At 36.5% G+C, this 25,248-nt stretch carries 23 protein-coding genes, 9 tRNA genes and 1 pseudogene; 22 read left to right on the top strand and 11 right to left on the bottom strand.

Translation table 11 applies throughout. The features are described from left to right. The first annotated feature begins 6 nt into the window (after positions 1-6). From QNH24_RS22245 to QNH24_RS22200, 10 genes are all read left to right on the top strand, one after another. A tRNA-Thr gene (locus QNH24_RS22245) sits at positions 7-82 on the top strand. A 7-nt stretch (positions 83-89) separates the two neighbouring features. Continuing rightward, positions 90-173, top strand: a tRNA-Tyr gene (locus QNH24_RS22240). 13 nt (positions 174-186) lie between these two features. Continuing rightward, positions 187-260 (top strand) — tRNA-Trp (locus QNH24_RS22235). Between the two features lie 12 nt (positions 261-272). Next, positions 273-348, top strand: a tRNA-His gene (locus QNH24_RS22230). A 42-nt stretch (positions 349-390) separates the two neighbouring features. Continuing rightward, a tRNA-His gene (locus tag QNH24_RS22225) sits at positions 391-466 on the top strand. Positions 467-475: 9 nt separating this feature from the next. Beyond that, positions 476-551 (top strand) — tRNA-Gln (locus QNH24_RS22220). A gap of 5 nt (positions 552-556) precedes the next feature. After that, positions 557-631 (top strand) — tRNA-Gly (locus QNH24_RS22215). 8 nt (positions 632-639) lie between these two features. Further along, positions 640-713: transfer RNA gene (locus QNH24_RS22210), tRNA-Cys, on the top strand. Positions 714-760: 47 nt separating this feature from the next. After that, a tRNA-Leu gene (locus QNH24_RS22205) sits at positions 761-841 on the top strand. A 168-nt stretch (positions 842-1,009) separates the two neighbouring features. After that, positions 1,010-1,234 carry a hypothetical protein gene (locus tag QNH24_RS22200; protein WP_283869584.1) on the top strand — a complete coding sequence of 75 codons (225 nt, stop codon included), beginning with the start codon at positions 1,010-1,012 and terminating at the stop codon, positions 1,232-1,234. A gap of 227 nt (positions 1,235-1,461) precedes the next feature. On the opposite strand, the gene QNH24_RS22195 is transcribed toward QNH24_RS22200, so the two are convergent. Then, positions 1,462-2,655: an MFS transporter gene (locus QNH24_RS22195; protein WP_283869583.1), complete on the bottom strand. Its 1,194-nt coding sequence runs from the start codon at positions 2,653-2,655 to the stop codon at positions 1,462-1,464. A gap of 233 nt (positions 2,656-2,888) precedes the next feature. Between QNH24_RS22195 and QNH24_RS22190 the strand changes: the two genes are divergently transcribed. Beyond that, entirely contained in the window at positions 2,889-3,467 is a 579-nt protein-coding gene (locus tag QNH24_RS22190; RefSeq protein ID WP_283869582.1) for a TetR/AcrR family transcriptional regulator, read from the top strand. A gap of 259 nt (positions 3,468-3,726) precedes the next feature. Here QNH24_RS22190 and QNH24_RS22185 read toward each other — a convergent pair whose 3' ends face one another. Further along, positions 3,727-4,815, bottom strand: coding sequence for a serine hydrolase domain-containing protein (locus QNH24_RS22185; protein WP_283869581.1), 1,089 nt, complete (start codon positions 4,813-4,815; stop codon positions 3,727-3,729). Between the two features lie 433 nt (positions 4,816-5,248). Here QNH24_RS22185 and QNH24_RS22180 point away from each other — a divergent pair, with 433 nt between their 5' ends. From QNH24_RS22180 to QNH24_RS22150, 7 genes are all read left to right on the top strand, one after another. Then, positions 5,249-6,028 (top strand): CPBP family intramembrane glutamic endopeptidase, encoded by a 780-nt coding sequence (locus QNH24_RS22180; protein ID WP_283869580.1) that lies wholly within the window; start codon positions 5,249-5,251, stop codon positions 6,026-6,028. Positions 6,029-6,725: 697 nt separating this feature from the next. Beyond that, entirely contained in the window at positions 6,726-7,292 is a 567-nt protein-coding gene (locus QNH24_RS22175; RefSeq protein WP_283869579.1) for a TetR/AcrR family transcriptional regulator, read from the top strand. Positions 7,293-7,405: 113 nt separating this feature from the next. Beyond that, a complete protein-coding gene (locus tag QNH24_RS22170) occupies positions 7,406-10,588 on the top strand; it encodes a bifunctional cytochrome P450/NADPH--P450 reductase (protein ID WP_283869578.1) in 3,183 nt (1,060 codons plus the stop codon). A 50-nt stretch (positions 10,589-10,638) separates the two neighbouring features. Beyond that, positions 10,639-11,214 (top strand): RNA 2',3'-cyclic phosphodiesterase, encoded by a 576-nt coding sequence (gene thpR, locus QNH24_RS22165; RefSeq protein ID WP_283869577.1) that lies wholly within the window; start codon positions 10,639-10,641, stop codon positions 11,212-11,214. Between the two features lie 121 nt (positions 11,215-11,335). Next, positions 11,336-12,370 carry an ABC transporter permease gene (locus QNH24_RS22160; protein ID WP_283869576.1) on the top strand — a complete coding sequence of 345 codons (1,035 nt, stop codon included), beginning with the start codon at positions 11,336-11,338 and terminating at the stop codon, positions 12,368-12,370. Position 12,371: 1 nt separating this feature from the next. Next, on the top strand, positions 12,372-13,058 hold the full coding sequence (locus QNH24_RS22155; protein WP_283869575.1) for an ABC transporter ATP-binding protein: 687 nt from the start codon (positions 12,372-12,374) through the stop codon (positions 13,056-13,058). A gap of 271 nt (positions 13,059-13,329) precedes the next feature. Beyond that, positions 13,330-13,614: a hypothetical protein gene (locus QNH24_RS22150; protein ID WP_054772326.1), complete on the top strand. Its 285-nt coding sequence runs from the start codon at positions 13,330-13,332 to the stop codon at positions 13,612-13,614. 213 nt (positions 13,615-13,827) lie between these two features. Here QNH24_RS22150 and QNH24_RS22145 read toward each other — a convergent pair whose 3' ends face one another. Genes QNH24_RS22145 through QNH24_RS22135 form a run of 3 tightly spaced genes read right to left on the bottom strand, consistent with a single transcriptional unit; the run spans position 13,828 to position 15,954 of the window. Further along, positions 13,828-14,643, bottom strand: coding sequence for an SDR family NAD(P)-dependent oxidoreductase (locus tag QNH24_RS22145; protein ID WP_283869574.1), 816 nt, complete (start codon positions 14,641-14,643; stop codon positions 13,828-13,830). An 18-nt stretch (positions 14,644-14,661) separates the two neighbouring features. Continuing rightward, positions 14,662-15,357, bottom strand: coding sequence for an SGNH/GDSL hydrolase family protein (locus QNH24_RS22140; RefSeq protein WP_283869573.1), 696 nt, complete (start codon positions 15,355-15,357; stop codon positions 14,662-14,664). Continuing rightward, positions 15,358-15,954 carry a TetR/AcrR family transcriptional regulator gene (locus QNH24_RS22135; protein WP_283869572.1) on the bottom strand — a complete coding sequence of 199 codons (597 nt, stop codon included), beginning with the start codon at positions 15,952-15,954 and terminating at the stop codon, positions 15,358-15,360. Positions 15,955-16,340: 386 nt separating this feature from the next. Between QNH24_RS22135 and QNH24_RS22130 the strand changes: the two genes are divergently transcribed. Further along, the gene (locus QNH24_RS22130) at positions 16,341-17,432 is read left to right on the top strand and encodes an S-layer homology domain-containing protein (protein WP_283869571.1); all 1,092 of its coding nucleotides are present in this window, start codon (positions 16,341-16,343) and stop codon (positions 17,430-17,432) included. A gap of 64 nt (positions 17,433-17,496) precedes the next feature. Here the strand turns inward: QNH24_RS22130 and QNH24_RS22125 are convergent, their stop codons facing one another. Then, positions 17,497-18,243: an arylamine N-acetyltransferase family protein gene (locus QNH24_RS22125; RefSeq protein WP_283869570.1), complete on the bottom strand. Its 747-nt coding sequence runs from the start codon at positions 18,241-18,243 to the stop codon at positions 17,497-17,499. 195 nt (positions 18,244-18,438) lie between these two features. On the opposite strand from QNH24_RS22125, the gene nagB reads away from it, so the two are divergent. Then, a complete protein-coding gene (gene nagB / locus QNH24_RS22120) occupies positions 18,439-19,152 on the top strand; it encodes a glucosamine-6-phosphate deaminase (RefSeq protein WP_283872921.1) in 714 nt (237 codons plus the stop codon). A 126-nt stretch (positions 19,153-19,278) separates the two neighbouring features. On the opposite strand, the gene QNH24_RS22115 is transcribed toward nagB, so the two are convergent. After that, positions 19,279-19,983 (bottom strand): DMT family transporter, encoded by a 705-nt coding sequence (locus QNH24_RS22115; protein ID WP_283869569.1) that lies wholly within the window; start codon positions 19,981-19,983, stop codon positions 19,279-19,281. A 14-nt stretch (positions 19,984-19,997) separates the two neighbouring features. After that, positions 19,998-20,162: an EamA family transporter gene (locus tag QNH24_RS22110; RefSeq protein ID WP_283869568.1), complete on the bottom strand. Its 165-nt coding sequence runs from the start codon at positions 20,160-20,162 to the stop codon at positions 19,998-20,000. 122 nt (positions 20,163-20,284) lie between these two features. Here QNH24_RS22110 and QNH24_RS22105 point away from each other — a divergent pair, with 122 nt between their 5' ends. Continuing rightward, positions 20,285-21,187: a S66 peptidase family protein gene (locus QNH24_RS22105; protein WP_283869567.1), complete on the top strand. Its 903-nt coding sequence runs from the start codon at positions 20,285-20,287 to the stop codon at positions 21,185-21,187. Between the two features lie 56 nt (positions 21,188-21,243). On the opposite strand, the pseudogene QNH24_RS22100 reads toward QNH24_RS22105, so the two are convergent. Then, positions 21,244-22,831, bottom strand: a pseudogene (locus QNH24_RS22100) (catalase). A gap of 490 nt (positions 22,832-23,321) precedes the next feature. On the opposite strand from QNH24_RS22100, the gene QNH24_RS22095 reads away from it, so the two are divergent. Next, entirely contained in the window at positions 23,322-23,963 is a 642-nt protein-coding gene (locus QNH24_RS22095) for a hypothetical protein (protein ID WP_283869566.1), read from the top strand. 63 nt (positions 23,964-24,026) lie between these two features. On the opposite strand, the gene QNH24_RS22090 is transcribed toward QNH24_RS22095, so the two are convergent. Next, positions 24,027-24,536, bottom strand: coding sequence for a hypothetical protein (locus QNH24_RS22090; RefSeq protein ID WP_283869565.1), 510 nt, complete (start codon positions 24,534-24,536; stop codon positions 24,027-24,029). 15 nt (positions 24,537-24,551) lie between these two features. Further along, on the bottom strand, positions 24,552-25,241 hold the full coding sequence (locus QNH24_RS22085; RefSeq protein WP_283869564.1) for a B3/B4 domain-containing protein: 690 nt from the start codon (positions 25,239-25,241) through the stop codon (positions 24,552-24,554). Positions 25,242-25,248 lie beyond the last annotated feature (7 nt).

Raw genomic sequence — 25,248 nt, 5'->3', positions numbered from 1 at the left:
TATTTTGCCGGTTTAGCTCAGCAGGTAGAGCAACTGACTTGTAATCAGTAGGTCGTGGGTTCGATTCCTATAGCCGGCACCATTTTCCCGGAGGGGTAGCGAAGTGGCTAAACGCGGCGGACTGTAAATCCGCTCCTTAGGGTTCGGCGGTTCGAATCCGTCCCCCTCCACCAGTTTTATTGTAATAGGGGCATAGTTCAACGGTAGAATAGAGGTCTCCAAAACCTTTGGTGTGGGTTCGATTCCTACTGCCCCTGCCAATTAATTTTATGGCGATTGTGGCGAAGTGGTTAACGCACCGGATTGTGGTTCCGGCATTCGTGGGTTCGATTCCCATCAGTCGCCCCATTTTCTATAAAATTAATAAAAATCCAATAAAATATAATTATGGCGATTGTGGCGAAGTGGTTAACGCACCGGATTGTGGTTCCGGCATTCGTGGGTTCGATTCCCATCAGTCGCCCCATAAAAATTTTGGGGTATAGCCAAGTGGTAAGGCAACGGATTTTGATTCCGTCATTCCCTAGGTTCGAATCCTAGTACCCCAGCCATTTTTGCGGAAGTAGTTCAGTGGTAGAACACCACCTTGCCAAGGTGGGGGTCGCGAGTTCGAACCTCGTCTTCCGCTCCAAATATGATGGCGGCATAGCCAAGTGGTAAGGCACGGGTCTGCAACACCCTTATCACCGGTTCAAATCCGGTTGCCGCCTCCATATTATTTTTGTTAATCGGTGTATCCGATTTTTTTTATCTCCATTATGCCGGTGTGGCGGAATTGGCAGACGCGCACGACTCAAAATCGTGTTCCTTTGGAGTGTCGGTTCGACCCCGACCACCGGTATCTTTAGATTAATTATTAAAAAAGTTAAGAAAGCTCATAAACCTTGATATGATAGGGTTTATGAGCTTTTTATATTTCCTTAGAAAACGATAAGAATTGGTTTTGTTTTATACAAGCTGTTATCCAAAAAGGGTTTTATGAGTAGAATTCTTTTAAAGGGGGATGAAGATGGAGTTTAAGGATTATTTGATGCAGGAGTATAACATTAGCGAAAGTTCTGCAAAGGACTATGTAGGGCGTTTTAACGGTATTATCAATAGAGGGTTGTATAATGGAGAAGATAAAATGACTAACACTCTAAAAAAAGCTATTGAAAAAGAATTTCCAAATTCAAAAAATCATTATTTCCTTACACTTGAAAGATATATTAAATATAAAAAAAGAATAAACTAAAAGCTCAGGTTAGCTTATGACGAAATAGTTGTACTTATGCAATATGAGATGTTAATCACTACTCATTATACATTTCTGTAAAGGTTTCGAATGCTTCAACTTTCGGAGTAGAAATAAAAAAATATTAGTTTGATTTGAATAAGAAAAAAGCGTTTTTGGAAGATAGTAATTCCAATTCGCTTTTTTTGTTTAAGTAATGATAAAGGTTCTTTAAAACTATCTTAGAATTACTTCTTCTCTGTGGCAAAATAAAAAACAGAAAATATAGGGAAAATTATTCCAGGCCATAATGCAGTACTCCATCCTCCAATCGCATAGGTCCATCCCCCGATTGCTGACCCGATTGCACCACCAAAAAAGAAAATTGCCATGAATAGTCCATTAAGACGACTACGAACTTCGGGGTTCAACGAGAAAAGCGCACGTTGGCTAAGCACAAGATTTGCGGATACCCCAGCATCTAACAATAGGGATGAAACTACTAGAACAGCTATTCCAATAGGTGAGCTAGTTTGAATAATAAGTGGCAATAAAAGGGAAATAACGACTGTAAGAAGTGCTATTCCGGTTGCAGGTCTAGTTAAGCCACGATCAGCAATTCGTCCTGCAATAGGCGCGGCTACTGCACCAGCGACCCCAACAAGCGCGAATATCGCAACTTCTTTCTGAGAAAAATGAAAGGCAGGGCTAGTTAGCAGTTGTGGAACTGTTGTCCAAAACAAACTAAAAGATGCAAATACACCTGCATGATATGCTGCACGACGGCGTAATATCGGGGTTGTTCGTAACAAATGCCACATAGATCCGAGCAGCGCTATATAGTGTGTATCCGCTGAAGGCTTTCTTGTAGGTAACACCTTAGAAAGTACAATAGCTAAAACCAAAATAGTTATGGCAGACAAAATGAATATTGCATGCCAGCCAAGAAAGTCAGCAACTAAGCTTGATAAAGGGCGTGAGAGCATAATTCCAAGTAACAAACCGCTCATGACATTGCCGACAACACGGCCACGTGAGGAATCGGAAGCAAGATATGATGCAAAAGGTACGAGTACTTGCGTAGCTACCGAACCTAAACCTATGACAAACAAAGCGACTAAGAACAACAAAATCTGTTTCGTCATTACTGTAGTAGCAAGGGCGACTGCGGTGATAAGTAAAGATGAGACAATCAGCTTCCGATTTTCAAGAATATCTCCTAAAGGCACGATAAATAGCAAACCGGCAACGTAACCGATTTGTGTTAACGTAACGATTAAGCCAGAACTGTTTGCTGACAACCCGATTGATGAGCTAATTACCCCAACTAAGGGTTGCGCGTAATACAAATTAGCAACAATGATACCACATGCGGTAGCCAAAAGAATGGTTAACCACGAAGGAATGTTTTTTTCAATTGTTTGTTTCTTAGTATCCACCATTTTATACAACTCCTTGTAGTGTTTAACAATTAATAATTAAAACGTCGTGTAGTTTTCTCCATAAGATAGTTGATTATTTTATAATACTGAACGTTTAGTATATTAAATAATTAACCATATGATATACTGAACGTATAGTTTTGTAAATAGGTAATTTCAACTTTCTGTTTTTCTAAATAATTGATATACTGAACATACAGTTTATTAATTTTGGAAGAAAGGTGGTATCTATGATGAATGGAAAAAGAGGCAGACCACGTAATTTAGAAGCACAAAAGTCAATCCTTTCCGCATCTTATGAATTATTGTTGGAAAATGGATTTCAAGCTGTCACAGTTGATAAAATCGCTGATTATGCCCAAGTGAGTAAAGCAACTATTTATAAATGGTGGCCAAACAAGGCTGCAGTAGTGATGGATGGTTTCCTATATGCTGCCTCTGAAAGATTGCCCGTGCCTGATACTGGTTCGGCGTACAATGATATTCTAATTCACGCCACAAACTTAACCATGTTTTTGACGAGTCGAGAGGGGACTATCATTACACAGTTATTAGGTGAAGGACAGTTTGATGCAGGATTGGCAGATGCCTATCGTGCTCGATATTTCCATCCCCGCCGACTTGAAGCAAGGAGTCTTTTTGAAAAAGGAATTCAACGCGGTGAATTGAAAAAAAGTATCAACATTGATATCTGTATTGATTTAATTTATGGTCCTATCTTCTATCGATTACTTGTGACTGGTGAAACATTGGACGAACCATATGTACAACAACTAATATTAAACGCTTTTGAAGGAATTCGTTCTACCTAGTTGTAAAATAGGTTTAATCATCGCATTTTCAAGAAGTATTCCAAATAAAATGATGTGACTTTGCTGAAGGCTATTCTAAGCTAGGCTTATACTTATTTGTAGTAGTGTGATAATGAAATTGCCTTCCACTGAGGTTCCTCAATGCCCCACTTCATATCAGAAATTACAAATACAAAAAATAATTAAAGCCCTTTCTAGGGAGAAGGGCTTGAGTTTACTATATTATCTTTTATTAAATTTTGTGAAAAGGCTTTTATAATTAAAGTTTCTCTTCCCATATCCAAATTGGCTTCTGAAGAACGATGGATGTAAGATGCCGGTTGATTCTTTTCGAATTCACTGTCATCTCGTTGCTCAGAACGATCACTGTTAATTCTTCGTCATTTAGGCGTGTAACATAATGACGGAAGCCACTTGGATATCCTCCTGGGTGTCCAACTGCTTTTTTCCCCATGATATCTTGAGTATACCATCCATATCCATATTCAAACGGAAATTTTTTAGCATGGGTTGTACTCATCAGTTCTGATGTTTCTTTGCTTATCAATACATTATTACGCAAAGCGCTGTAAAACAGTTCTAAATCTTCAACTGTAGAAATGATATCCCCAGCTGCATACGCTGCAGAATTATGCATTAAGGGTCCTATTTTCCCTTCCACATGTCCTTCCGCTTTTGGTATACCAGCAGAAACCGTGAACATGGAACTAAACATGTTGCTTGGCTCAAAAATATGCTCTTCTATATAATTTCCATATGGCTGTCCGCTGACTTTTTCAATAATTAGTCCTAACATCACATAACCAGTGTTACTATAACTAAAGCTTTTACCTGGGGCAAACTCTAATTCAGTACCGCTAACCGTATTAACAATATCATTTGGATTCCATTCTTTGCTGTAGTCGAATTCGAAATTCGCCTTTAGATAGTCTGGAATTCCCGAGCTATGACTTAGTAGATGGCTTATTGTAATAGTCTCTCCATTCGGAAAATCAGGAAAGTATTGCGAAATTGGATCATCTAAGTTTAGAAGTTCCTTTTCTGCTAGTTGCATGACTGCTACAGCAGTAAATGTTTTTGATAATGAAGCAATCTGATAGAGCGTGCTTGGGCTATTTGGTAAATCAGTAGCTGCCAATCCGTAACCTTTTGTAAATAAAACTTCACCCTCCTTTGCAATGAGGACCGTTCCCTGAAATTTTTCATTTGTCAAATATTGATCGATTTTTTCAGAAACGCTTCCAGATAAATCACTATGGTTGTTACGTCCAAATAAAAGCAAAGCTACTATCGACACGATTACTATAACAACAATAGTAATAGAGACAACTTTTAAAAATTTTTTCATATTATACCTCTCAATCTATTTCTTTAGCCTATTAAACATTTCTATTATAAGACGAAATTTGACATAATACACAAAAATAATGGAAATATCACCAAATTTCTTATGATTTTAAATTTCACGACAATTTTAGGGGATGTTACCCTGATATTTATTTCTATTGTTTAAGCTGAAAAATTAGCAGGGTGGATGTTCGACTCTGAAACTGGTATCAATTGAGGAAAAAAACCATAAAGGAAAAGTTTGAAGAATTTAAGGAAAGATCAAAACGAATCTAAATCGAAGAATAAAAATGTTTTATAAAAGTAGGATTATCATGTGGAATGAAAAGTATAGTTGCCTTATAATAAAAAAAGTGACTTAATATTTAGTATTATTGTAAAAGTTAACCAAATGCAAATGTCTCTGTAAAATAATTAATAATGGAGTGTTCTAGATGTCAATATGGGTACAAATTTTGTTATTTGCTATACCAGGGATTACGATATATTATGGCGTGTTTTATGGTACTCCCAAACTGGTCAGCAAAGGTATCCCTTTAATTTATTCTTTCTGGTTATGGTTGTGGATTCCAGCTCTGCTATTATTGCCTTTATCCATAGGTTTGTACAGTGTTCTTGAAGATGGAGTTCTGACTATCGAAGCAATTAATCAACGATTTCGCTTAAATCCAATAAGTAGAGTTGATTGGTTATGGATTGTCCTGGCGGTTATATTAACTATAGTTTTTGACCAACTTTTAGAGCCCGTAGGAAAAGTACTAGCAAAGTATAAATTATTTTCACCACCCAGCTATTTACCTGAACCGTTTAATCCCTTAAAAAAATTCAATATTCCCCCGAAAGAGTTTTTTGGTGTCACACTAAAAGGTAACTGGAAACTACTAATGATTTTTATGCCCATTCACTTAATTGCAATGTTTAGTGAGGAAATGATGTGGCGGGGGTATCTTTTACCGATTCAAGAAGTAATGTTTGGAGATATGGCCTGGGTATTTAACGGGCTGCTATGGGCCTGGGTGTTACATATAGCATTAAAATGGCATGTTATTGGAATGATTCCTAGTATGCTGATAGCCCCTTTAATAGCACAATATACTCAATCTACATGGGCTTCATTTGCAGTTCATGCCATTGGAAATGCTCCTCTGTGGATAATACTTTTAATCGGGATAATAAATACAACAGAAACATTAAATGAAATGAAGCAAGAGTAGGATATCTTCTTTAGCTAAAAAACATGATAAAGAAAATGTAAAGGAACATCCCCATAATATTTTTGGATTATCCAAAATATTTTAAATGTCCTTAAATGTTAGGTGTTTGGAAAATTTTTGAAATAAAGGTTTTAACGATTTTTTAGGCTATAAAACTACTAAAATATCGATCATCAGTATCAACATTAATGAATAATGCAAGTAATGGTATTGGATAGGGATATTAGTTGTTTTATAGGTTGTGCTCAAAGGTATTATTATGCAACCTAGGTAATCAACTAAGACAACTGACAGAAATGGATCATTTCCTTAAATGGATTGATCCATTTCTGCAATCGAATCTCTATTCCAAGAACATCAAATCGGGAAGTTAATGAAGTTCTAAAATATAGCTGTCAATCAAGGTAAAAGCTTACCACATGTTTGTCACAGCTCTGTCATTGAAGTGGGTTTGGTAGTATTATACAATAGGAATGAACGTTCATTCTTTATCTTCATTCAGCAGAATACCCCCACCACTATAGGTGTTGAGATGAATACGGTTTTGGTTTTTTTTCAGGGGTGTCCAAACACCTACTGAATGAAGATAATGCCTCCGGCGGATGTCGCGGATTTTCAAAGGAATGAATTGTGTAGGCACAATTCAAAATCCGGACGCAATTACGCCAAGGCGAAATTGATTTGGAGGAAAATTAATGTGACTACGAATAAGAGAGAGAATATAATGAAAGCTTCCTTGATGCTGTTTACTGAGCGTGGTTTTGATGCAACAACTGTTCCAATGATTGCTGACAAGGCACAGGTTGGTGCTGGCACAATATATCGTTATTTTGAAAATAAAGAGGTGCTGCTCAATTCGCTGTATCGGGAATGTGTGGAACAGCTATATCAAGCATTGACGGGGGATTTTCCTGTATCTGCCTCAGTTCGCGAACAGTTTCATCATTTGTTTCAGCGGTTAATCCATTTTGGTCAGGAACATAGAGAGAAGTTAACTTTTATTGATTCACATATGGAGCCAAGGATATTAGATGAAGAAAGCCAAAACAAGTTTTATGAGTGTTTGGGTTTTTTACAGAAATTTATCATAGAAGGGCAGCAGCAGGGAATTATCGTACAATTGCATCCGGATGCTTTAATTCCAATTTTTTATGGCACGATTATTAAACTGTTTAAAGTGACACGAGATAGCGACTTGGAAGAATCTGCTGATTTGTTTGCTGGTATTGAGGAATGCTGCTGGAATGCCCTTAAAATTCATTGACTTTTAAATAGGTAGTTCTTATAAAATAGTACGGTAATAGAGTCACAATTACCGTACGATGCAATATACGGAATGAACGTTCATTCCTATTGAAAATAAGGAGGTATAGTGTAATGACAATAATGATTCCACAACCTAAAACATATGGACCATTGGGAAATATTCCACAAATGAATGCCAATACACCGTTCCAATCGTTGATGAGTATGGCTCAAAAACATGGTGAAATTTTTAGATTAAAGCTACCGGTTGGTAATTTACTCATTGTCTCTGGTTATGAATTAATGAAAGAATTGGCCAACTCTCCGCGCTTTGGTAAAGTGGTCGAAAAAACAGTATTGGAGAAGGTACGTACTTTAGGAGGAGATGGACTATTCACTTCAGAAACAAATGATCCAAACTGGCACAAGGCTCATAATATTTTACTTCCAAGTTTTAGTATGACAGCGATGCGTGGTTATTTTGATATGATGCTAGATTTAGCAATGCAGCTTATACAAAAATGGGAGCGATTAAATCCAGACGAAGAGATCGATATTCCTGAGGATATGACGAGGCTCACACTTGATACAATTGCTTTATGTGGATTTAATTATCGCTTCAATAGCTTTTATCGAGAGGATTCTCATCCATTTGTAACAAGTATGGTTAGAGCATTGGATGAAGCACTGAATCAGGCTCAGCGACTAGGTATACAGGATAAATTAATGGTTAAGACAAGAAAGCAGTTCAAGCAGGATATCGATTTTATGTTTTCGCAGGTGGATAAAATCATTGCCGAACGCAGAGCTAATGGCTCACAAGGAGAGAAGGATTTATTGTCTCATATGCTTCATGGCAAAGATTCTGAAACAGGAGAAACGTTGGAAGAGGAAAATATCCGTTATCAAATTATTACTTTTTTAGTTGCTGGGCATGAGACGACAAGTGGTCTTCTTTCTTTTGCGATTTACTATTTACTAAACAATCCCGATAAACTACAAAAAGCATATGAAGAAATAGATAGTATTCTTACAGATCCAATCCCAACCTATGAGCAAGTTAAACAGCTTAAATATATCCGAATGATTTTAGACGAGTCTTTACGTTTGTGGCCTACCGCTCCTGCATTCAATCTAGAAGTGAAGGAGGACACAGTATTAGCTGGTAAATATGATTTGAAAAAAGGGGATCGGCTAACAGTGCTTATACCTCAGCTCCATCGAGATGTGACTGCATGGGGAGAGGATGCAGAATTGTTTCGACCAGAGCGCTTTGAAGATCCAAGCAAAATTCCATTTGATGCCTATAAACCATTTGGTCTGGGCCAGCGTGCTTGTATTGGACAACAGTTTGCTCTGCAAGAAGCAACACTTGTGCTAGGATTAATCCTTAAAAATTTTGAGCTAATTGATCATACGCAATATAAGCTAAATGTGAAAGAGTCACTGACGGTGAAACCGAATGATTTTAAGTTAAAGGTGCGTGCTCGTAAAAAACAAAAGAGGCATTTTACTGAAGCAAGTGGAAATATTTTGAGCACAGAGTCTAGGATAAAAAAGATTGAGGAAAAAGTAATCGAAGCTCAACATAATACACCGCTATTAGTGTTATATGGCTCAGATCTAGGGACAGCAGAGGGTTTGGCAAGAGAGCTTGCTGATGCTGGACGTGTTCAAGGCTTTCAAAGCAAGGTCGCATCTTTGAATGAATATACTGCTAAACTTCCAACAGAAGGAATTGTTTATATTGTGACAGCATCGTACAACGGGCTACCACCTACGAATGCTAGTCAATTTGTTCAGTGGTTAAAGGAGGAACAGATTGATTTAACGGGGGTTCGATATTGCATCTTTGGCTGCGGGGATCGCAATTGGGCGAGCACTTATCAAAAGGTGCCGATGCTAATTGATGAGCTAATGGTATCTAAGGGAGCACAGCGTATAGTACCACTTGGGGAAGGAGATATGAATGGGGATTTTGAAACAAATGTCGAGGAGTGGCAGTATGAGCTATGGCCGGCTGTAATGCGGACAATGGGGCTAAAGATAAATGCAGAGATGAATAAAATATCTCCTGCTCTATCCATGGAAGTTGTAGATCATCAGATAGAAGCACCACTTGCTAGAGCTTACAATGCCTTTAATGCGAGAATTGCCAAAAATCAAGAGCTGCGACGTAGTATAGAAGGAAGCACGCGTCATATAGAAATAAAATTGCCAGAGGGTGTCACATATCGTGAGGGTGATCATTTAGGAGTCCTTCCGCGAAATCGTCAGTCATTGGTGAATCGAGTACTGCAACGTTTTCAATTGAATGGTAATGATTATGTAATTTTAACTAAGACTGGTCTAAGTATGGCTCACCTGCCTCTAGATCAGCCAGTTAAATTATTCGAGCTACTAAGCACTAATGTTGAATTGCAAGAGGCGGCAACAAGGGCACAATTACGAGAACTGATTGCAACGACAGACTGTCCACCTCATAAGAAGGAGCTAGAAGCTTTACTGGAGGAACAGGTCTATCATCAAAAAATATTGAAGAAGCGGATATCGATGCTTGATTTGTTAGAGCAATATGAAGCTTGTGAAATGACATTTGAACGTTTTTTAGAGCTCCTGCCACCACTTAAAGTGAGGTATTATTCAATTTCAAGTTCACCTACAATACAACCAAAACAGCCTAGTATTACAGTTAGTGTAGTAAGGGGGGCAGCGAGGAGCGGCAAAGCTGAGTATCGAGGAGTTGCATCTAACTTTTTGGCTGAAACAACAGTTGGAGATTCAATTGTTATGTTCATTCGTGCACAACAATCAGATTTTCAGTTGCCCACTAATCCTGCCATCCCTATTATTATGGTAGGACCAGGTGTTGGAATTGCACCCTTCCGAGGATTTTTACAAGCACGACATATGTTGAAGAATAAAGGCGAACAGCTTGGTGAAGCTATTCTTTACTTTGGCTGTCGTAATGAATCAGACGATATTTATGTCGAAGAGTTAGAGCATTACGAGCAAGAAGGGATTGTAAAGGTTTATAAGGCTTATTCACGAAAAGATGGGCAGTCGAAGGAATATGTGCAGCATCTAATGGGGCAGACTGAACGTGCACAGGAGCTCATTAAAGTACTAGATCAAAATGGGCATTTCTATATATGTGGAGATGGTAGTAAAATGGCTCCAGATGTTGAACGCACATTACTTATGGCTTACCAAGTAGTTCATGATGTCAATGAGTCTGCAGCGAAGCAATGGCTAGCTGGGCTTAAAGAACAAGGGCGTTACGCAATGGATGTATGGGCAGGTAGTAACCAATAGCTGCTAATAGTAAAATTAAAAAAACATGATCCTAATGAGAGGTAAATAATATGAACCGACATTTTTTTATTGCCGTTCCACTTCCGTTATCTATTAAAACTGCTCTTAAAGAAAAATGTGAAATGCTAAAAACCAATTTGCATTTTAAACGGTGGGTTCATCTGGAGGATTATCACATTACACTAGCTTTTTTAGGGAATGCAGATCTAGAGCAATTACAAATAGTATTAGATGAAATAAAGGAAAGCCTAAGGAAGCTTCCATCATTCGAGTTAAAAATTCGAGGATTAGATATTTTTGGTAGAAAAGAATATCCAAGAATTTTATGGGCTAGTATTTTTGAATCTCAGCCATTAAATAATGTGAGAGACATTGTATACAAGGAATGTGTAAAGGCAGGATTTGATTTAGATAATAAACCTTTTGTTCCACACATAACAGTAGCAAGAAAATGGAATGAAACTCACGGTAAAATGGCTATTGACTTAGTGATGACTGAAGAGCTGGAGCTTCCAAAGTTTCTAGTAGAAGAAGTGGTGCTATATGAAACAAAATTTGAGGAAATTCCAAAATATCATCGAAAGGCTGTAATTCGTTTAGATGACCTGTCTTCACAGTTGAAATAAATTCAATACCCATTGCTCATAACCTTAATTTAAGGTTTATGAGCTTTTTTAATATTTAGTTCACCCTCCGTTCATTTAAGAATTTTAAGCTTAGGGTATTAAAAGAATGGAGGCGTTTAATATGAATCTTGCCTGGAAAGAAATTAAGAAAAATAAAGGGAGGTTTTTAATATTAGGCTCAATTGTTTTTCTTGTTAGTTTTTTAACTTTTATTATTTCTGGCTTGGCCAATGGATTATCACAGGATAATGCCGCTTTAATTAAAGATTTACCACAGGGGCAATTTTATATGGATGAAGATGCAGATCAAACTTATAATCTTTCAAAGATAGATCGTAGCATTCAAAATGAAATATTGAGCAATGAAAAAAATGCTGTAGCTTTTTCGATACAAATGGGCTTTTTAAATGATAAGGACAATAAGCAGCAAAGCGTTGCCTTTACTACTGCTACGGCATCACCGTTATTTGCTAATGTGAAGCATGGGGAAGTAATTTTAGATAGTTCTTTAAAAGACAAAGGAATTAAAGTAGGAGATACATTAACAAATAATCAATTTAATGACAAGTTTGTTGTCAAGGAATTTGTAGAGCAAAAAAAATATAGTCATGCCCCAGTCGCTTATATAAATAAAGAAGATTATCAGGAAATATATCGCGTTGATGAAATGCAATTGATTTTCGTACCAAATGGAGATTCTTCAAAAGAATATACTGGATTACATTCGTTCTCGAATAGAGAATTTCTTCAAACAATTCCAAGCTATAACGCGGAACAAATGTCTTTAAATATGATTGTATGGTTTTTAATAGTCATTAGTGGGATGCTATTTGCAATCTTTTTCTATATGATGAATGTCCAAAAAATCGGCTTGTATGGAATCTTAAAGGCCATTGGTTTGAAAACAAGCAAATTATTCAAAATGATATGGATACAGATGGCTATCATTACAGTGATTTCACTCATTTTGTCTGTGGGCTTAAGTCAGGCATTTAATATAATATCGCCAAAAGAAATGCCATTTACTTTAACGATTACTACAACCATTCAATTATCGATTGTGTTTCTAATTATTGGATTTATTGGTGCTACAATTTCAGGAATGCAAATTAAAAAAGTTGAACCATTACAAGCGATACAGCAAGGAGAGGCTTAATATGACTTTATTAAAAATCAATGGAGTTAGAAAAACATTTACAAATGGGGAGATAGAGGAAGAAATACTTAAGGGAATAAATCTTTCTCTAAAAGAAGGAGAAGTAACGGCAATGGTTGGTGCTTCTGGATCTGGTAAGAGTACGCTTCTAACAATAGCTGCTGGACTTCAACCTACATCAGATGGGCAAGTTATCTTTGAGGGGGAAAATATGTCCATCATGAGTTCTGAAGAGGTTCGAAAAGTACGGGCAAGCAAATTCGGGTTTGTTTTTCAGTTTGCATATCTTGTACCATTTCTTACAGTTGAGGAGCAGCTACAGTTAATGCTAGACGTTTCAGAAACTAAATTAAAGAAGCAGGAACAAAAAAATGAAGTGAATCGAATACTTAAATTAGTAGGGATGGATCATCGAAAAATGGCTTATCCTTCCTCCTTGTCAGGTGGAGAGAGGCAACGAGTTGCAATTGCCCGGGCAATTATTCATAAACCAAAAGTTCTATTCGCAGATGAGCCAACTGCAAGCTTAGATTCAAAAAAATCAGAGGAGGTTATGTTACTAATTAGAGATTTAACTAAAACATTAAACATTACTACTTTAATGGTGACACACGATGAAGAAATGCTTGTTTATACGGATCGTATTATTAAAATGAGTGACGGTGTCATTTTGCAAGATGTTATTTAGATTAAAGGATAAAAAGCCATAACCATGTAAAAGTCGATTTGCCACAAAAAACGTGATGCAAATCGATTTTTTTGTTTTCAAATCAAACAACATATAAAGTGAATTTTTCAGTACCCTCTGTTTTTTTTGGAGGTGGTGTTTTGATAAACAGGCACTTCTCGATAATGTGGAGTTTTTTCCGTTAATGATGGATTTTTTTATAAGTCTAGTGTTAAGTTACCAAATCACCAAACAAAAGAAGCATATTGTAGAAGGAAGGAGGTGATTTGACATGGCGTTTGTTATTGCCTTATTGATTGTATTAGCAGGTTTAATAGCAGTATTCCAATTAAGTGAGGGAAGGTCAGAAAAAGGAAAATATATCGTTTGGGGCATTATTACAATGATTATATTTGCACCATTTCTATCTTTCTTAATTGGCGTAACGTTTGGAATGATGGCTAGAAATGGTTGGGCTATATCGATGATGATGTTTTTATCTCCTGTTATTTTTGTTATAGGACTTATTATATTACTATTAGGTATATATAAGAACAATGAAGAGGAGCATAAATAACTAGCTATTTATCTCTTAAATGGGGTTAATTCGTTCAGTGTTTTCGTTATCTTAACTAACAAGGTAAAAAACCGCGAGACTCCTATGGATTGTTTTTGCGATAAAATATAAATTGTAAATGGAATATATAGCGAAAGAGACATAAGCCTCCGATCCCATATTCTTTTCACTCGTTTTTTGAAAAGCATAGCGGTTTTTTACCCTTTAAAATGTTTATGTTAATCGTGCATTTCGACTTACTTTACAGGCCATTCTCATTAACACCCGGTGTAACGAAGGGAATAGTGTAAAGACAATATCCATTGTTTTACGCATTGGCATTGGACAAATAATTGGCTTATTTTTGTGCACTCCTGCAATAGCGATTTTTGCTAATTGCTGTGGTGACATCATTTTTTGCTTTTTCAATTGCTTGGACATCGCTGTTTTGTCAATATTAATAGCTGTTGCTTTATCAAAAATAGGTGTATCAACAAAAGTTGGGCATAAGGTGCTTACCTTGACACCATATTCCTCTGCCTCATAGTGAAGTGATGTTGTTAAACCTACAACAGCATGCTTTGTGGTTGAGTATGCGGCAGAAATGGGAGATGGCCCTAATCCTGCTGCTGATGACGTATTGATAATATGTCCAAATCCTTGCTCTTTCATGATTTGATAGCCAACTTGTGTACCATAAACAACGCCCCATAAATTTATATCCACAATGTCTTGCCATTTGCCTATCGACATATCATAAATTTCACCATACATTGCTATACCAGCGTTATTGAATAAATAATCTAATCTTTGAAATTCCTTATATACATTTGTAATAACATGTTCAACACTTTTGTAATCGGTTACATTCAATTCAACAAATCTAGCATTTGAGGCATCTTTATTTAGTTCTGCCTCTAGAAGATACCCATCTTGTTTGTTGATATCTGCAATAAATACAAATACATGACGATCTACTAGCTCTTTACAGATAGCCTTCCCTATACCTGATACACCACCAGTAACAATCGCAACCTTTCTCATAGTCATCACCTCTCGTATGAATTTCTAATGAACAGTGACTTCCTGCAATAGAAGCTGTTCAATTACAGTTGTGTATTCATCCACGACTAGTTCAGCTCCTTTACTATTTAAATGAACACCATCCAAAGTAAAATGTAGCCCTCTTTTTTGAGATAATCGATCAATTCGCAAAGGATTTTTATAAAACAGTACATCTTTCATCACTTTCAGAACATTAGTGTTAATATAATCTGAGCTATTAACTTGTTCCAAGTGACTTTCAAAAACCTTTTGCATATTTAAAAAACTAACATTTGCATACTTAGAAGAGATAGAATGAATAATGGAGGAAAGCTCTTTTAATTCCATATTTGAAGCATTTCTTATTTCCTCTCCTACTAAAGCTGGTGTTACTAAAACTACATGTTTCGAAGATGCTAAAATCATTTCTAAAACATTTATATAGTTTTCTTTAAATTCTTGATGATCTTCTGTTACTGGCTGTGCCTGCACTTTCAAAAGCTTGGCATAAACATCATTAACACCAATCCAAAGAAAGCTAAGGTCATAATAACTAGCTAGTTTCGATTTCTCTAATCGGTTCTGTAGGCTTTTAACTGTTTCGCCTGGTTTACCAAGATTATCAAATTCAAAATGTGGATGTTTCGCTGTTAGTTGTTTAAAAAATGAAACCCCTGGTCGTCCTTCTGTCAAGCTATCTCCTATACAGGCAATTTTCATTTATATCCCACCTTTTTTGATTTCTTTTAAAAAAATGGTAATTGCTTGTTGAAAAAGTGGCTCTAACTCTTTAAGCTCTTGAGTATTTGTAAGCTGGCATAAGCCTCCTAGCCAAGTGCCTAGTAGAATTGTCCATTCATCAATATTTCCATTAAAAAATTCCTCTCTATCAATTCCTTCTTGAAGTATTGCGCGATAAGCACCCATCGGTACAACCGCTAAATTGAATAATTGCTGTATAGATTCAGGGCTAGATTTGGGATTGGCAGCTAGTTCTTGCCCCGATCTTAATAAAGGTGTTTGGTAATGATAGAGAACGTGCATAGCCATGCCATATAATTTTTCTGTTGCCGTGGAGTAGGTAATTTCCTTTTCCAGCCATTTGCTATGCCAATCTTGCATTGTTTGTTGCGCTAAAAGAACAAAAAGCTTTTCTTTGTTTTCAAAATGGTAGTAAATATGTCCTTTACTATAGCCTGAAGCGGTTGAAATATCTCCAACTGATGTTTGATTATAGCCTTTTTGAGAAAACAAACTAACCGCATGTTCCATCATTTCAACTTTTGCTTTCTCGCTATCATAACGTCTTTTGCTCAAGAATTTTCTCCTTTTTAATATTTGAACGACCGTTCTAATTTGATTATACAATAATTTACTAATTAATAAATAGGTAAATTCCTAAGTCATTATGTTGTCACAATTGTGTATTAGAAAAAGTATTTGTTTGAATAATTAAGGTATTAATGTAATCTTAGAGGTTCATCACCAAAAGATGTGGTTGACATTTTTAATTGTAATAGTAATTGACTGGAGCGAGCAGCGCGAGTGAAGCGGCTCATCGGACGCCCCCTGGAAAGCACACTGGCGGAGCGGAAGTCAACCACAAGTTATGGTGAAGAGCCATCTTAGAGTAATTTTTAAGAATTATTGGAAAAGACTTCTGGAAAGTATATGATGATTAAAAGAGAAAGCGAGGGAGAGTCATGAAACAGATATTGAAAATAGCATGTGTACTATTACTAGCTGTTTGTTTAATACCACTAGAGGGTGTACAGGCAGCAAGCTTTAAAGATGTGTCTGATGATAATACTTTGATTACGGAAATTGATTACCTAGTGGAAAAAGGAATTATTAATGGTTATCCAAATGACCTTTTTAAACCGAATGCCTATGTAACAAGAGCGCAGGCGGCTGTTATGTTAACACGCGCTTTAGGATTGCAAACAGCAAATGTGAAGGATCCAAAGTATCAGGATGTACCGACTACACATGCCTATTTTAAAGAAATTGCAGCAGTGCACAATGCTGGCATTTTCGATTCAGCGCAGAAATTTAATCCAGAGGCTACTCTTTCAAGAGGGGACATGGCTATTGTGCTACAAAGAGCATTTAAATTAAAGGAATCTGAGCGATACTATTTTTCAGATGTGACAGAAAAGACGAAGGGCTATAAGGAAATTTACACAATAGCAAGTAATAATATAACAAGACGCTATACGGATGGCTCATTTAAGCCTGATGTACCTTTAACACGAGCTCACTTTTCAGCATTTTTGGCCCGCGCATTAACATTATCGAATTCAGATCTTTTAAAAGATACTAAATATGACTACATATATTCATATTATTCGTTGAATGATAAGAATCGCTATACATTAAAATATGAATATAGTCATAATAACAATAAGAATGATGTATGGACAATAACTGATTTAAATTCAAACGAGTTATTTGATGAAGAGTATCTATTAAGTGAGGGTCTTCATTATGCTCAGGGATTGGCGAGTAATGAAAGTACACATTATGATATATATTTCTCACTACCAATTAGAATTGGTGTTATTAGACATGAAGATGATGGCGGAGTTATTTCAGGAATACGAATTACTGTTAAAGCGACAGATGGCACTGTTCGAGCAGGTGGTGTCAATTATAATAATGTCATTGTACTAGAGGAAAAATCCGTTTACAGTGATAATGTATGGACATATTACTTTGTTGATGGTATTGGTTTAGTTAAAGAGCTTTACAATTATGAGGTTATTTACGAGCTTCTTGATCGTACAGAAAATTAACTCTTCGCTCCGGAAAAAGCAAGTCTTCTATAATAAGGAGGCTTGCTTTTTTGTCATGAAGCATCTATTCCAATGAAATATGAAAAAAACGATGAAGGGCTTGTAGCCATTCTTTTTCATTCTGAGTTGTATAGGTTGTTAAGGATTGTCCCTCATATATTCGGAATTCATTGTTAAGCATTGTATGTCGACCACGAGGAGTACGAATCATAGCAATTTTATTTTTTTGTTTTGAAAGTCTTGGAGCAAACTTTGCATCATTTGCGTCATCTAAAAAACTATAGAGTAATCGCCAATTATGTTTTGTTTGTTCATACAGCATCCAGCCATTTACATTGTCTTGTTCAATTTTATAAAGTTCGTTACCTTCGCGATGTTGATGACCTGCTATTAGTGGAACGGGCTTACACGGAGCTAGTGCACCTACGCCAACATCAGAGATATATGATTGTCCAGCGTAATTGACGAGCAATAGCTGATGCATCGGTACATCTTCGATAGGTGTATCTGCTTCAAAATTACGCCAAAACTGTGCATATCGGTTTGTCACTGAATAGCCAAGCTCACGGAGAAGCCAGCTAAATAAAATATTTAGTTCAAAGCAATTGCCTCCGCGCTTATGAATAATTATTTTTTGAAAAATATCAGGAATAGAGAAGGAGATGCCTTGTTTCAAAACAACATCTAAGTTTTCATACGGGATTGAATTTAAATGACTTGTTTGTAACTGCCCAAGTAATTTAATAGTCGGCTCAGTTAAAGGACCTTGAAAATGAATATGTTTCAAATACTGTAATATTTGTGAATTCATATACTATCGCCTCACTTCCTTATTTATTAACATAACCGAATTAGCTTGAGATTACACGTATAATCTTTTTAAAAGAAAATAATAGAAAAGTAGATAGATAACTAGTAAAATTTAAGTACTAGCTACTATTTAGTAAACTTTTTTCCAATTAAGTTCACAATAAATTATTGTAAGGTAGGTATATAAATGACAACAATGAAATGGATAGAAGTCAATTCGTATGATGAAATGAGCAAAGTGGCAGCCAATATTTTTACTAAGCAATTACAGGAAAAGCCTACAAGCATTTTAGGATTAGCAACTGGTGGTTCACCTGTTGGAATGTATGAGGAGTTAGTAAAGCGACAACAAGCTGGACAGGTTTCATTTAAAGATGTTATCACGTTCAATCTAGACGAATATGTAGGTTTGGATCGAAAAAGTCCAGCTAGTTATTGGACATTTATGCATGAGCAATTATTTAATCATGTAGATATAAAAGAAGAAAATATACATTTACCAAACGGCAAGGCAGAGGATTTAGCTGAGGAGTGTGTAGCGTATGATGCTCGAATTAAGGAAGCAGGGGGCATTGATTTACAGCTTCTTGGTATTGGTGTGAATGGACATATTGGCTTTAATGAACCGGGCACACCCTTTGAATCGCTCACAAACATAGTCGAACTTACTGAATCAACCCGTACTGAAAATGCGATTTATTTTGATGATCCTAAGGATGTTCCGACACATGCCATTACAATGGGTATTCAATCGATTATGAATGCCAAGGAAATCGTGTTAATTGCATTTGGTGAAAAAAAGCTAGAGGCAATTGAACGATTAAAAAGTGGAATCATCAATGAAGATTTCCCAGCAAGTCAATTACTAAATCATCCAAATGTAACGGTTATTTACGGCGGAACAAAATAGATGCCTAGCGTAGAACTCAATTTAATTGGAGTCTACGCTTATTTAAATGGATAGAAACATTAAACTACTGGATTGATCTCTTACACCAATGGATAAAATCACTAAATCGATGGATAGAATTAAAATTCAGCCCACTTTTCTGCCTGATACGATGACCCCTGCAACAACAGCAAGTCCTCCAACAATTTGAAAGGCATGAAGCTTTTCATCAAGAAACAGTACTGCAAATATGGAAGCAAATACAGGGATGAAGTTTAAATAAATACTTGCCTTATTTGCACCTAACTGTACAACCCCACTATTCCAGCTTAAAAAGGCAACAACGGATGCGAAAATTCCAACATAGAGAATGGCTGCTATTGATGACCACTGCCAATGAATCGAATTCGTAAGCGTAGCGGTTTCATAGATATAAAATGGTAATAGCATAATGGCTCCAGTAAAAATGGTTACTAGGAATGTAGATTGCCCTGGTAAGCGTTTGGCGTAATGCTTAATGAGGAGGGAATAAATACTCCAGCAGAAGACTGCTATAAGTACAATTAAGTCTCCTTTATTAAAAGTAAAATCAACTAAGCTTGCAATGGAGCCTCCTGAAATAATGAAAGTGACACCACTAAGTGATAAAGCAGTTCCAAGCAATTGATATTTTGATAGTTTTTCCCTCAAAAAAATAAAGGATAGTATGTAGATCATAATCGGTGTTGATGAATTCATTAAAGATGCATTAATAGACGTTGTATAGTGCAGACCGATATAAACAAGGGTATTAAATGCTGCAACACCTGTTAGAGATAAAATTATAACGATTGGCCAATTTGCCTTGAGCATATGCCATTCATGCTTTAAACTCCGATAAGCAATGGGAAAAATACGATGAAGGCGACACACCATCTTAGAAAGGCTAGTGTAAGAGGTGGGATATCTCCACTAACTGCACGTCCAATAACAAAATTACCACCCCATAAAAGAGTTGCGAGCATTAATAACACATATGGTGGGATTTTCATGATGCAATAACTCCTCTACAGTAAGAATATTATGGATAATTATAGCCACTAACGCCATGAATAATCAATGCTCTCCTTATAATCAGTATGCTAGAATAAGGAAAAAAGAAGGAGGAATTCTGATGAAAAGCACAGTACCACATTTGCAAAAGGGCGATACAGTTGGCATAGTGGCTTTATCGAGTCTCGTGGAACCCGAAAAGCTAGGAGAGGCACTATCTTTTCTTGATGATTTAGGTCTTCACTATATTATTGGAGATACGATTCAAGCAAAGCATGCTTATTTAGCAGGTAGTGATGAGATGCGACTAACTGATCTTCATGAGATGGTTAGAAATCCAGAGATAAAGGCTATTTTCTGTGTGAAAGGTGGCTATGGCTCTGCACGTATTGCTGAGAAAATTGATTATGCTCTATTCGAGGAACATCCAAAAATTTTCTGGGGTTTCTCTGATCTTACATATTTACATTGTGCAATTAATGAATATGCTAATTTAGTAACGTTTCATGGACCTTTACTAATGTCTGTTGGAAGAATTGATGAGCTATCAAAAAAGATGTTTTTACAGTTATTTTCACCAATTGAAATACAATATACTGAAGAAATTTCACCATTAACAACAATTGCAAATGGTGTAGCCCGTGGGCAAATTATTGGAGGAAATTTACGTCGTCTTGTAAGCTCAATAGGGACAAAATTTGAAGTTAGGCCAGAGGGCAGAATTTTACTGATAGAGGAGATTGCAGAGTCCATTCCACGAATAGATTCGATGCTGCAACAATTAAAGCAGGCAAGAAAGCTTGAGCAGTTAGCAGGAATTGTGATTGGTTCCTTTACGCAGACAGGAGCTGATGAAGCAGCACTTCTTATGTTGATGAAGGAGTATTTTGGAGAGTTAGGAATTCCTGTTGTAGCAGGCTTTAAAATCGGCCATGATACAACAAATATTGCCATTCCATTAGGGGCTGATGCCATTTTGGATGCACAGGAAAAGGTACTAAAAATTTTACCTGGTGTGCATTAAAAAAGCACTCTGCATTTGGGCGTTAGTCCCTTATGTAGAGTGCTACTTTATTATTCTTAGTATGGCTCTGCATCATGTCCATTATTAATTGCATCCTTAGGAGCATCGTCACCATCAATATTGCCGAGAGGCTTTGATGTAGATGAGTTTTTTTCAGCCTTTTGTAATCCTTCTTTTAGCAAGCGACCATATTCTTTATCGGCTTCCTCTGCTAAAGCAATCATTGCCTTTTGAATAGCCATATTACATACGGACAAATCACGAATTAAGTTTTTAAGAAGCTCGTCTCGCTCCCATTGCTCAAAATTCCGATAAGTTTCGCCAGCCTGTTTAGTATTGCTTTGACGATCAATAGACTCACGTACAAGTTTGCCTTCTATATGTGGTGTATATTCTTTGGCTGTTTGGGTTGCTTCCTTTAATCCATTTAGCATAGAAGGCTCATAATTAATATGTGGATTTTGTCCAGGTGCTAAATCACGCTTATACATCATTTGACCACCATTTAGATTGGTAGCTACTCGTTTTTTAGGAGCATTAATTGGTAACTGAAGATAATTTGTCCCTACACGATGACGCTGAGTATCAGAATATGAGAAGGTGCGACCTTGTAGCATTTTATCATCTGAGAAATCCAATCCGTCTACTAATACACCTGTACCGAAAGTTGCCTGCTCAACCTCAGCAAAATAATCTTCAGGGTTTTTATTTAACACCATTTTACCCACTGGATACCACGGGAATTGATCATTCGGCCAAAGTTTTGTATCATCTAATGGATCAAAATCTAGCTCAGGATGCGGTCCGTCCTCCATTATTTGTACATTTAATTCCCATTCAGGAAAATCACCCTGTTCAATTGCATCGTATAAGTCCTGTGTAGCATGATTAAAATTCTTCTTTTGAATCTCCTCAGCTTCTCTTTGGGTTAAATTTTTAATACCTTGTAAAGGCTCCCAGTGATATTTGATAAGGACAGCTTTGCCCTCACTATTCACCCATTTATATGTGTTAACACCAGAGCCTTGCATCATTCGATAATTTGCAGGAATACCCCATGGAGAATAAACGAATGTGACCATATGGAAGGTTTCTGGTGAGCTTGCGCAAAAATCAAAAAAGCGTTCTACATTCTGAATATTTGTAATTGGATCAGGCTTAAAGGCCATGAATCATATCTGGGAACTTCATCGCATCACGTATAAAGAAAATCTTTAAATTATTGCCCACTAAGTCCCAATTCCCATCCTCTGTATAAAACTTTACAGCAAAGCCGCGTGGATCTCGTAATGTCTCTGGGGAATGCCCACCATGTATAACGGTTGAAAAACGTACAAAAACTGGTGTCTTTTTACCCTTATCTTGAAAAACCTTTGCTCTTGTATATTTAGAAATAGGCTCATTACCAACAACACCATAGGTTTCAAAGTAACCATGTGCCCCTGCACCACGAGCATGTACAACTCGTTCAGGGATTCTTTCGCGATCGAAGTGGCTCATTTTTTCTAAAAAATCGTAATTTTCTAGTGTAGCAGGACCACGATTACCGACAGTTCTTAAATTTTGATTATTGGTAATGGGGTGCCCCTGTCGATTCGTTAAAGTTGTATCATCTTGTTGTGTTGAATCATTTTGATTTGTCATTGTTTGACCCCTTTCTTTTGGATATCCACATTCTGTCCTTTAGTAGGGCAAACTAGACATAAAAAAGCTCTCCTACATACAAGATGTAAGAGAGCCGTTGGATGGTGTTTTCAAAAAATAATCAAGTTTGCTGAGTATAGCCTTTGCCTATAGTTGGTTATTGGTCATCGGTCATACGGTAACAGGTCACATGTTATTGGTTTTTTCAAAGTTTGCTTCAAAAAGCGAGATTGAAAACAACGCATCCTAGATGGAGTACAATTCGACTCCATACATCTATTGTATACAGTTTCAAGGAATATGGAAAGCCTTAGCAGCAAAGAGGACTAAAGGTAATATAAAATATTGTAAATTAGTTAATAAATACTATGGAAATATTAGTATTAGTTTATCATAATTGTAATGTGCGAATACGGAAATATTTTATAGAAGAATAATTTCGATTTGTATTTTTAGTAATATGGAAATAAATTTAGGGGGAAGTAAGTTAATGAAGAAGGCTTTGTTTTTACTACTAGCTCTAATGCTAGTCGGATGCTCTGGCGAAGGAGCCGAGAAGGAAAAAGAGAAGAATGTAAAAGAAGAAGAGGTAGTACAAGAAGAAAAAATTGTTCCAGTAAAATATGATGAGGTTGATACTGAATCGAAAGCTGCTGTAGAAAAATTTGTTCAAAAATACAATGTCAGAGTTGATTTATATAAACAGGATGCGGAGAATTCTATAACATTAGAGAAAATTCCTGAGCCAGTAACTGGTGATTTAATGAAAGAGGACGACATCCTTTCACAAACTTTATTGGAAGCAGACTTTATAAAATATAAGGGTCATTATAAAATAGTGGCTAAATATAATGAGGATAAAAAATTAATTGGCTATAATATTTCCGTAGAAGGTAGCCCTGCTAGTGAGGTAAGTGAAGAGGGTGACGAATGGGAAGAAGGATTTTTATCAGCAATGTCAATTACCGATGCAATTGGCTTAAATTTAGATAAAAACGAAGAAGAATTAGGTAAAGCTTTAGACGAAGAGAAACAAAGTCATACATATACTGATTCTAATTATAATGTAACTTTCCTTTTAGCTGATCTGGATTTAGGGCAATTTGAAGTTAATTATGATTTAGCTAACTAGAGAAGAGTTTATCATAAAGTGCCCCAAAAGTTGAAAATCTAACTTTTGGGGTGTTTTATTTGTTTAAAAATATCGAGAGTCATCGAAGTTAATAGTAACACTATAGTTTTTTGCGTTGATTAGATTTGATAATTTATGGGCGTCTTTTTCTAGTTGAATGGTACGCTCACGATATGCATCTGGCTCATACATAGCAATCTCATAAAGCATTGTACTTTCACCATAACCCATTCGTACACTTTCTTTTTCATGCATACTAAATTGTTTGCAAAGCTCAGCGTCTGCACGGAGCTGTGTTGCAAGCTCGATAGCTTCTACTAAAACCAATGTTTCACCCTTAAATTCTACTGAATTATTGATATTTGCTTCATAGACTAATCGATCTAATGTACGAGCATCGAGACGTACTTGAGCTAATTCTTCCTCAATGGTCTTCATTGCACGATTACTTGTTTTTGGGGTTTGTCCCTTCTCCACAGTTACAAAGGCACTACGATGTAATTCACTAATAAGCTCCTGAACTTTTTTTCCTAGAATACTTTTAAGTTTAACGGCTTCCGCAAGATTAATCATTCAAACACGTCCTTTTTATAGTGTCGTTGCTGGTACTACGTTTGTTAATAGGGTAATGTTATAGTCGCCTCCATGAATTTGGTTAAACATTTTTCCTGCTGAGGCTAAGAGCTTAGTTGCATTTTCTTCTGTTAAGGATGGTCTAAGGTAGAAAATCTGTAGTGCCTCAGTCGTCTCTTCTGAAACAGAAGTACGCTTAGAATCGACAAATGGTGACCCGAATGCTCCTTCTGCATCATAGCTATAAAGAATTTTATTTAATGAATTAAAGCGTCCATTTAAGCCTTCATAGCCAGTATCTTCATTGCCCAGTGCAATTTCTATATCTCCTTGTAGTTGATCTACATCATATAAGCCTACTGGAATTTCATATTGGAGAGAAAAGAAATTATTTAAATCTACACCTGAATGATAGGGTGTTAAATAATTTTGCTTACTAATTCGACGCATTAAGCTTTCTGCTGAGTGACGGTATCGATTTGGATCAGCACCAAGTTTTTTCCAGAGACGTCGCCATTCTGCAATTCCTTCACGTTGCGTAACAGGGTTCTCCTGCATTTCTATATAGAGATTTTCTTGATACAATTGCATACGACCCTTAATCATTTGAGGCGATTCTGCTACAACAATTTTGGTATAATGGATAATGCCGAATTTTAGCTCGGGATGTTGTGTCAATAGGGATTGATTAATTGATATATCCATAAAACAC

This window comes from Lysinibacillus pakistanensis, from assembly GCF_030123245.1.
Classification (GTDB): Bacteria; Bacillota; Bacilli; order Bacillales_A; family Planococcaceae; genus Lysinibacillus; species Lysinibacillus pakistanensis.
The sequence above is the reverse complement of the archived record's forward strand: the minus strand, read 5'-3'. Positions and strand labels throughout refer to the sequence as shown.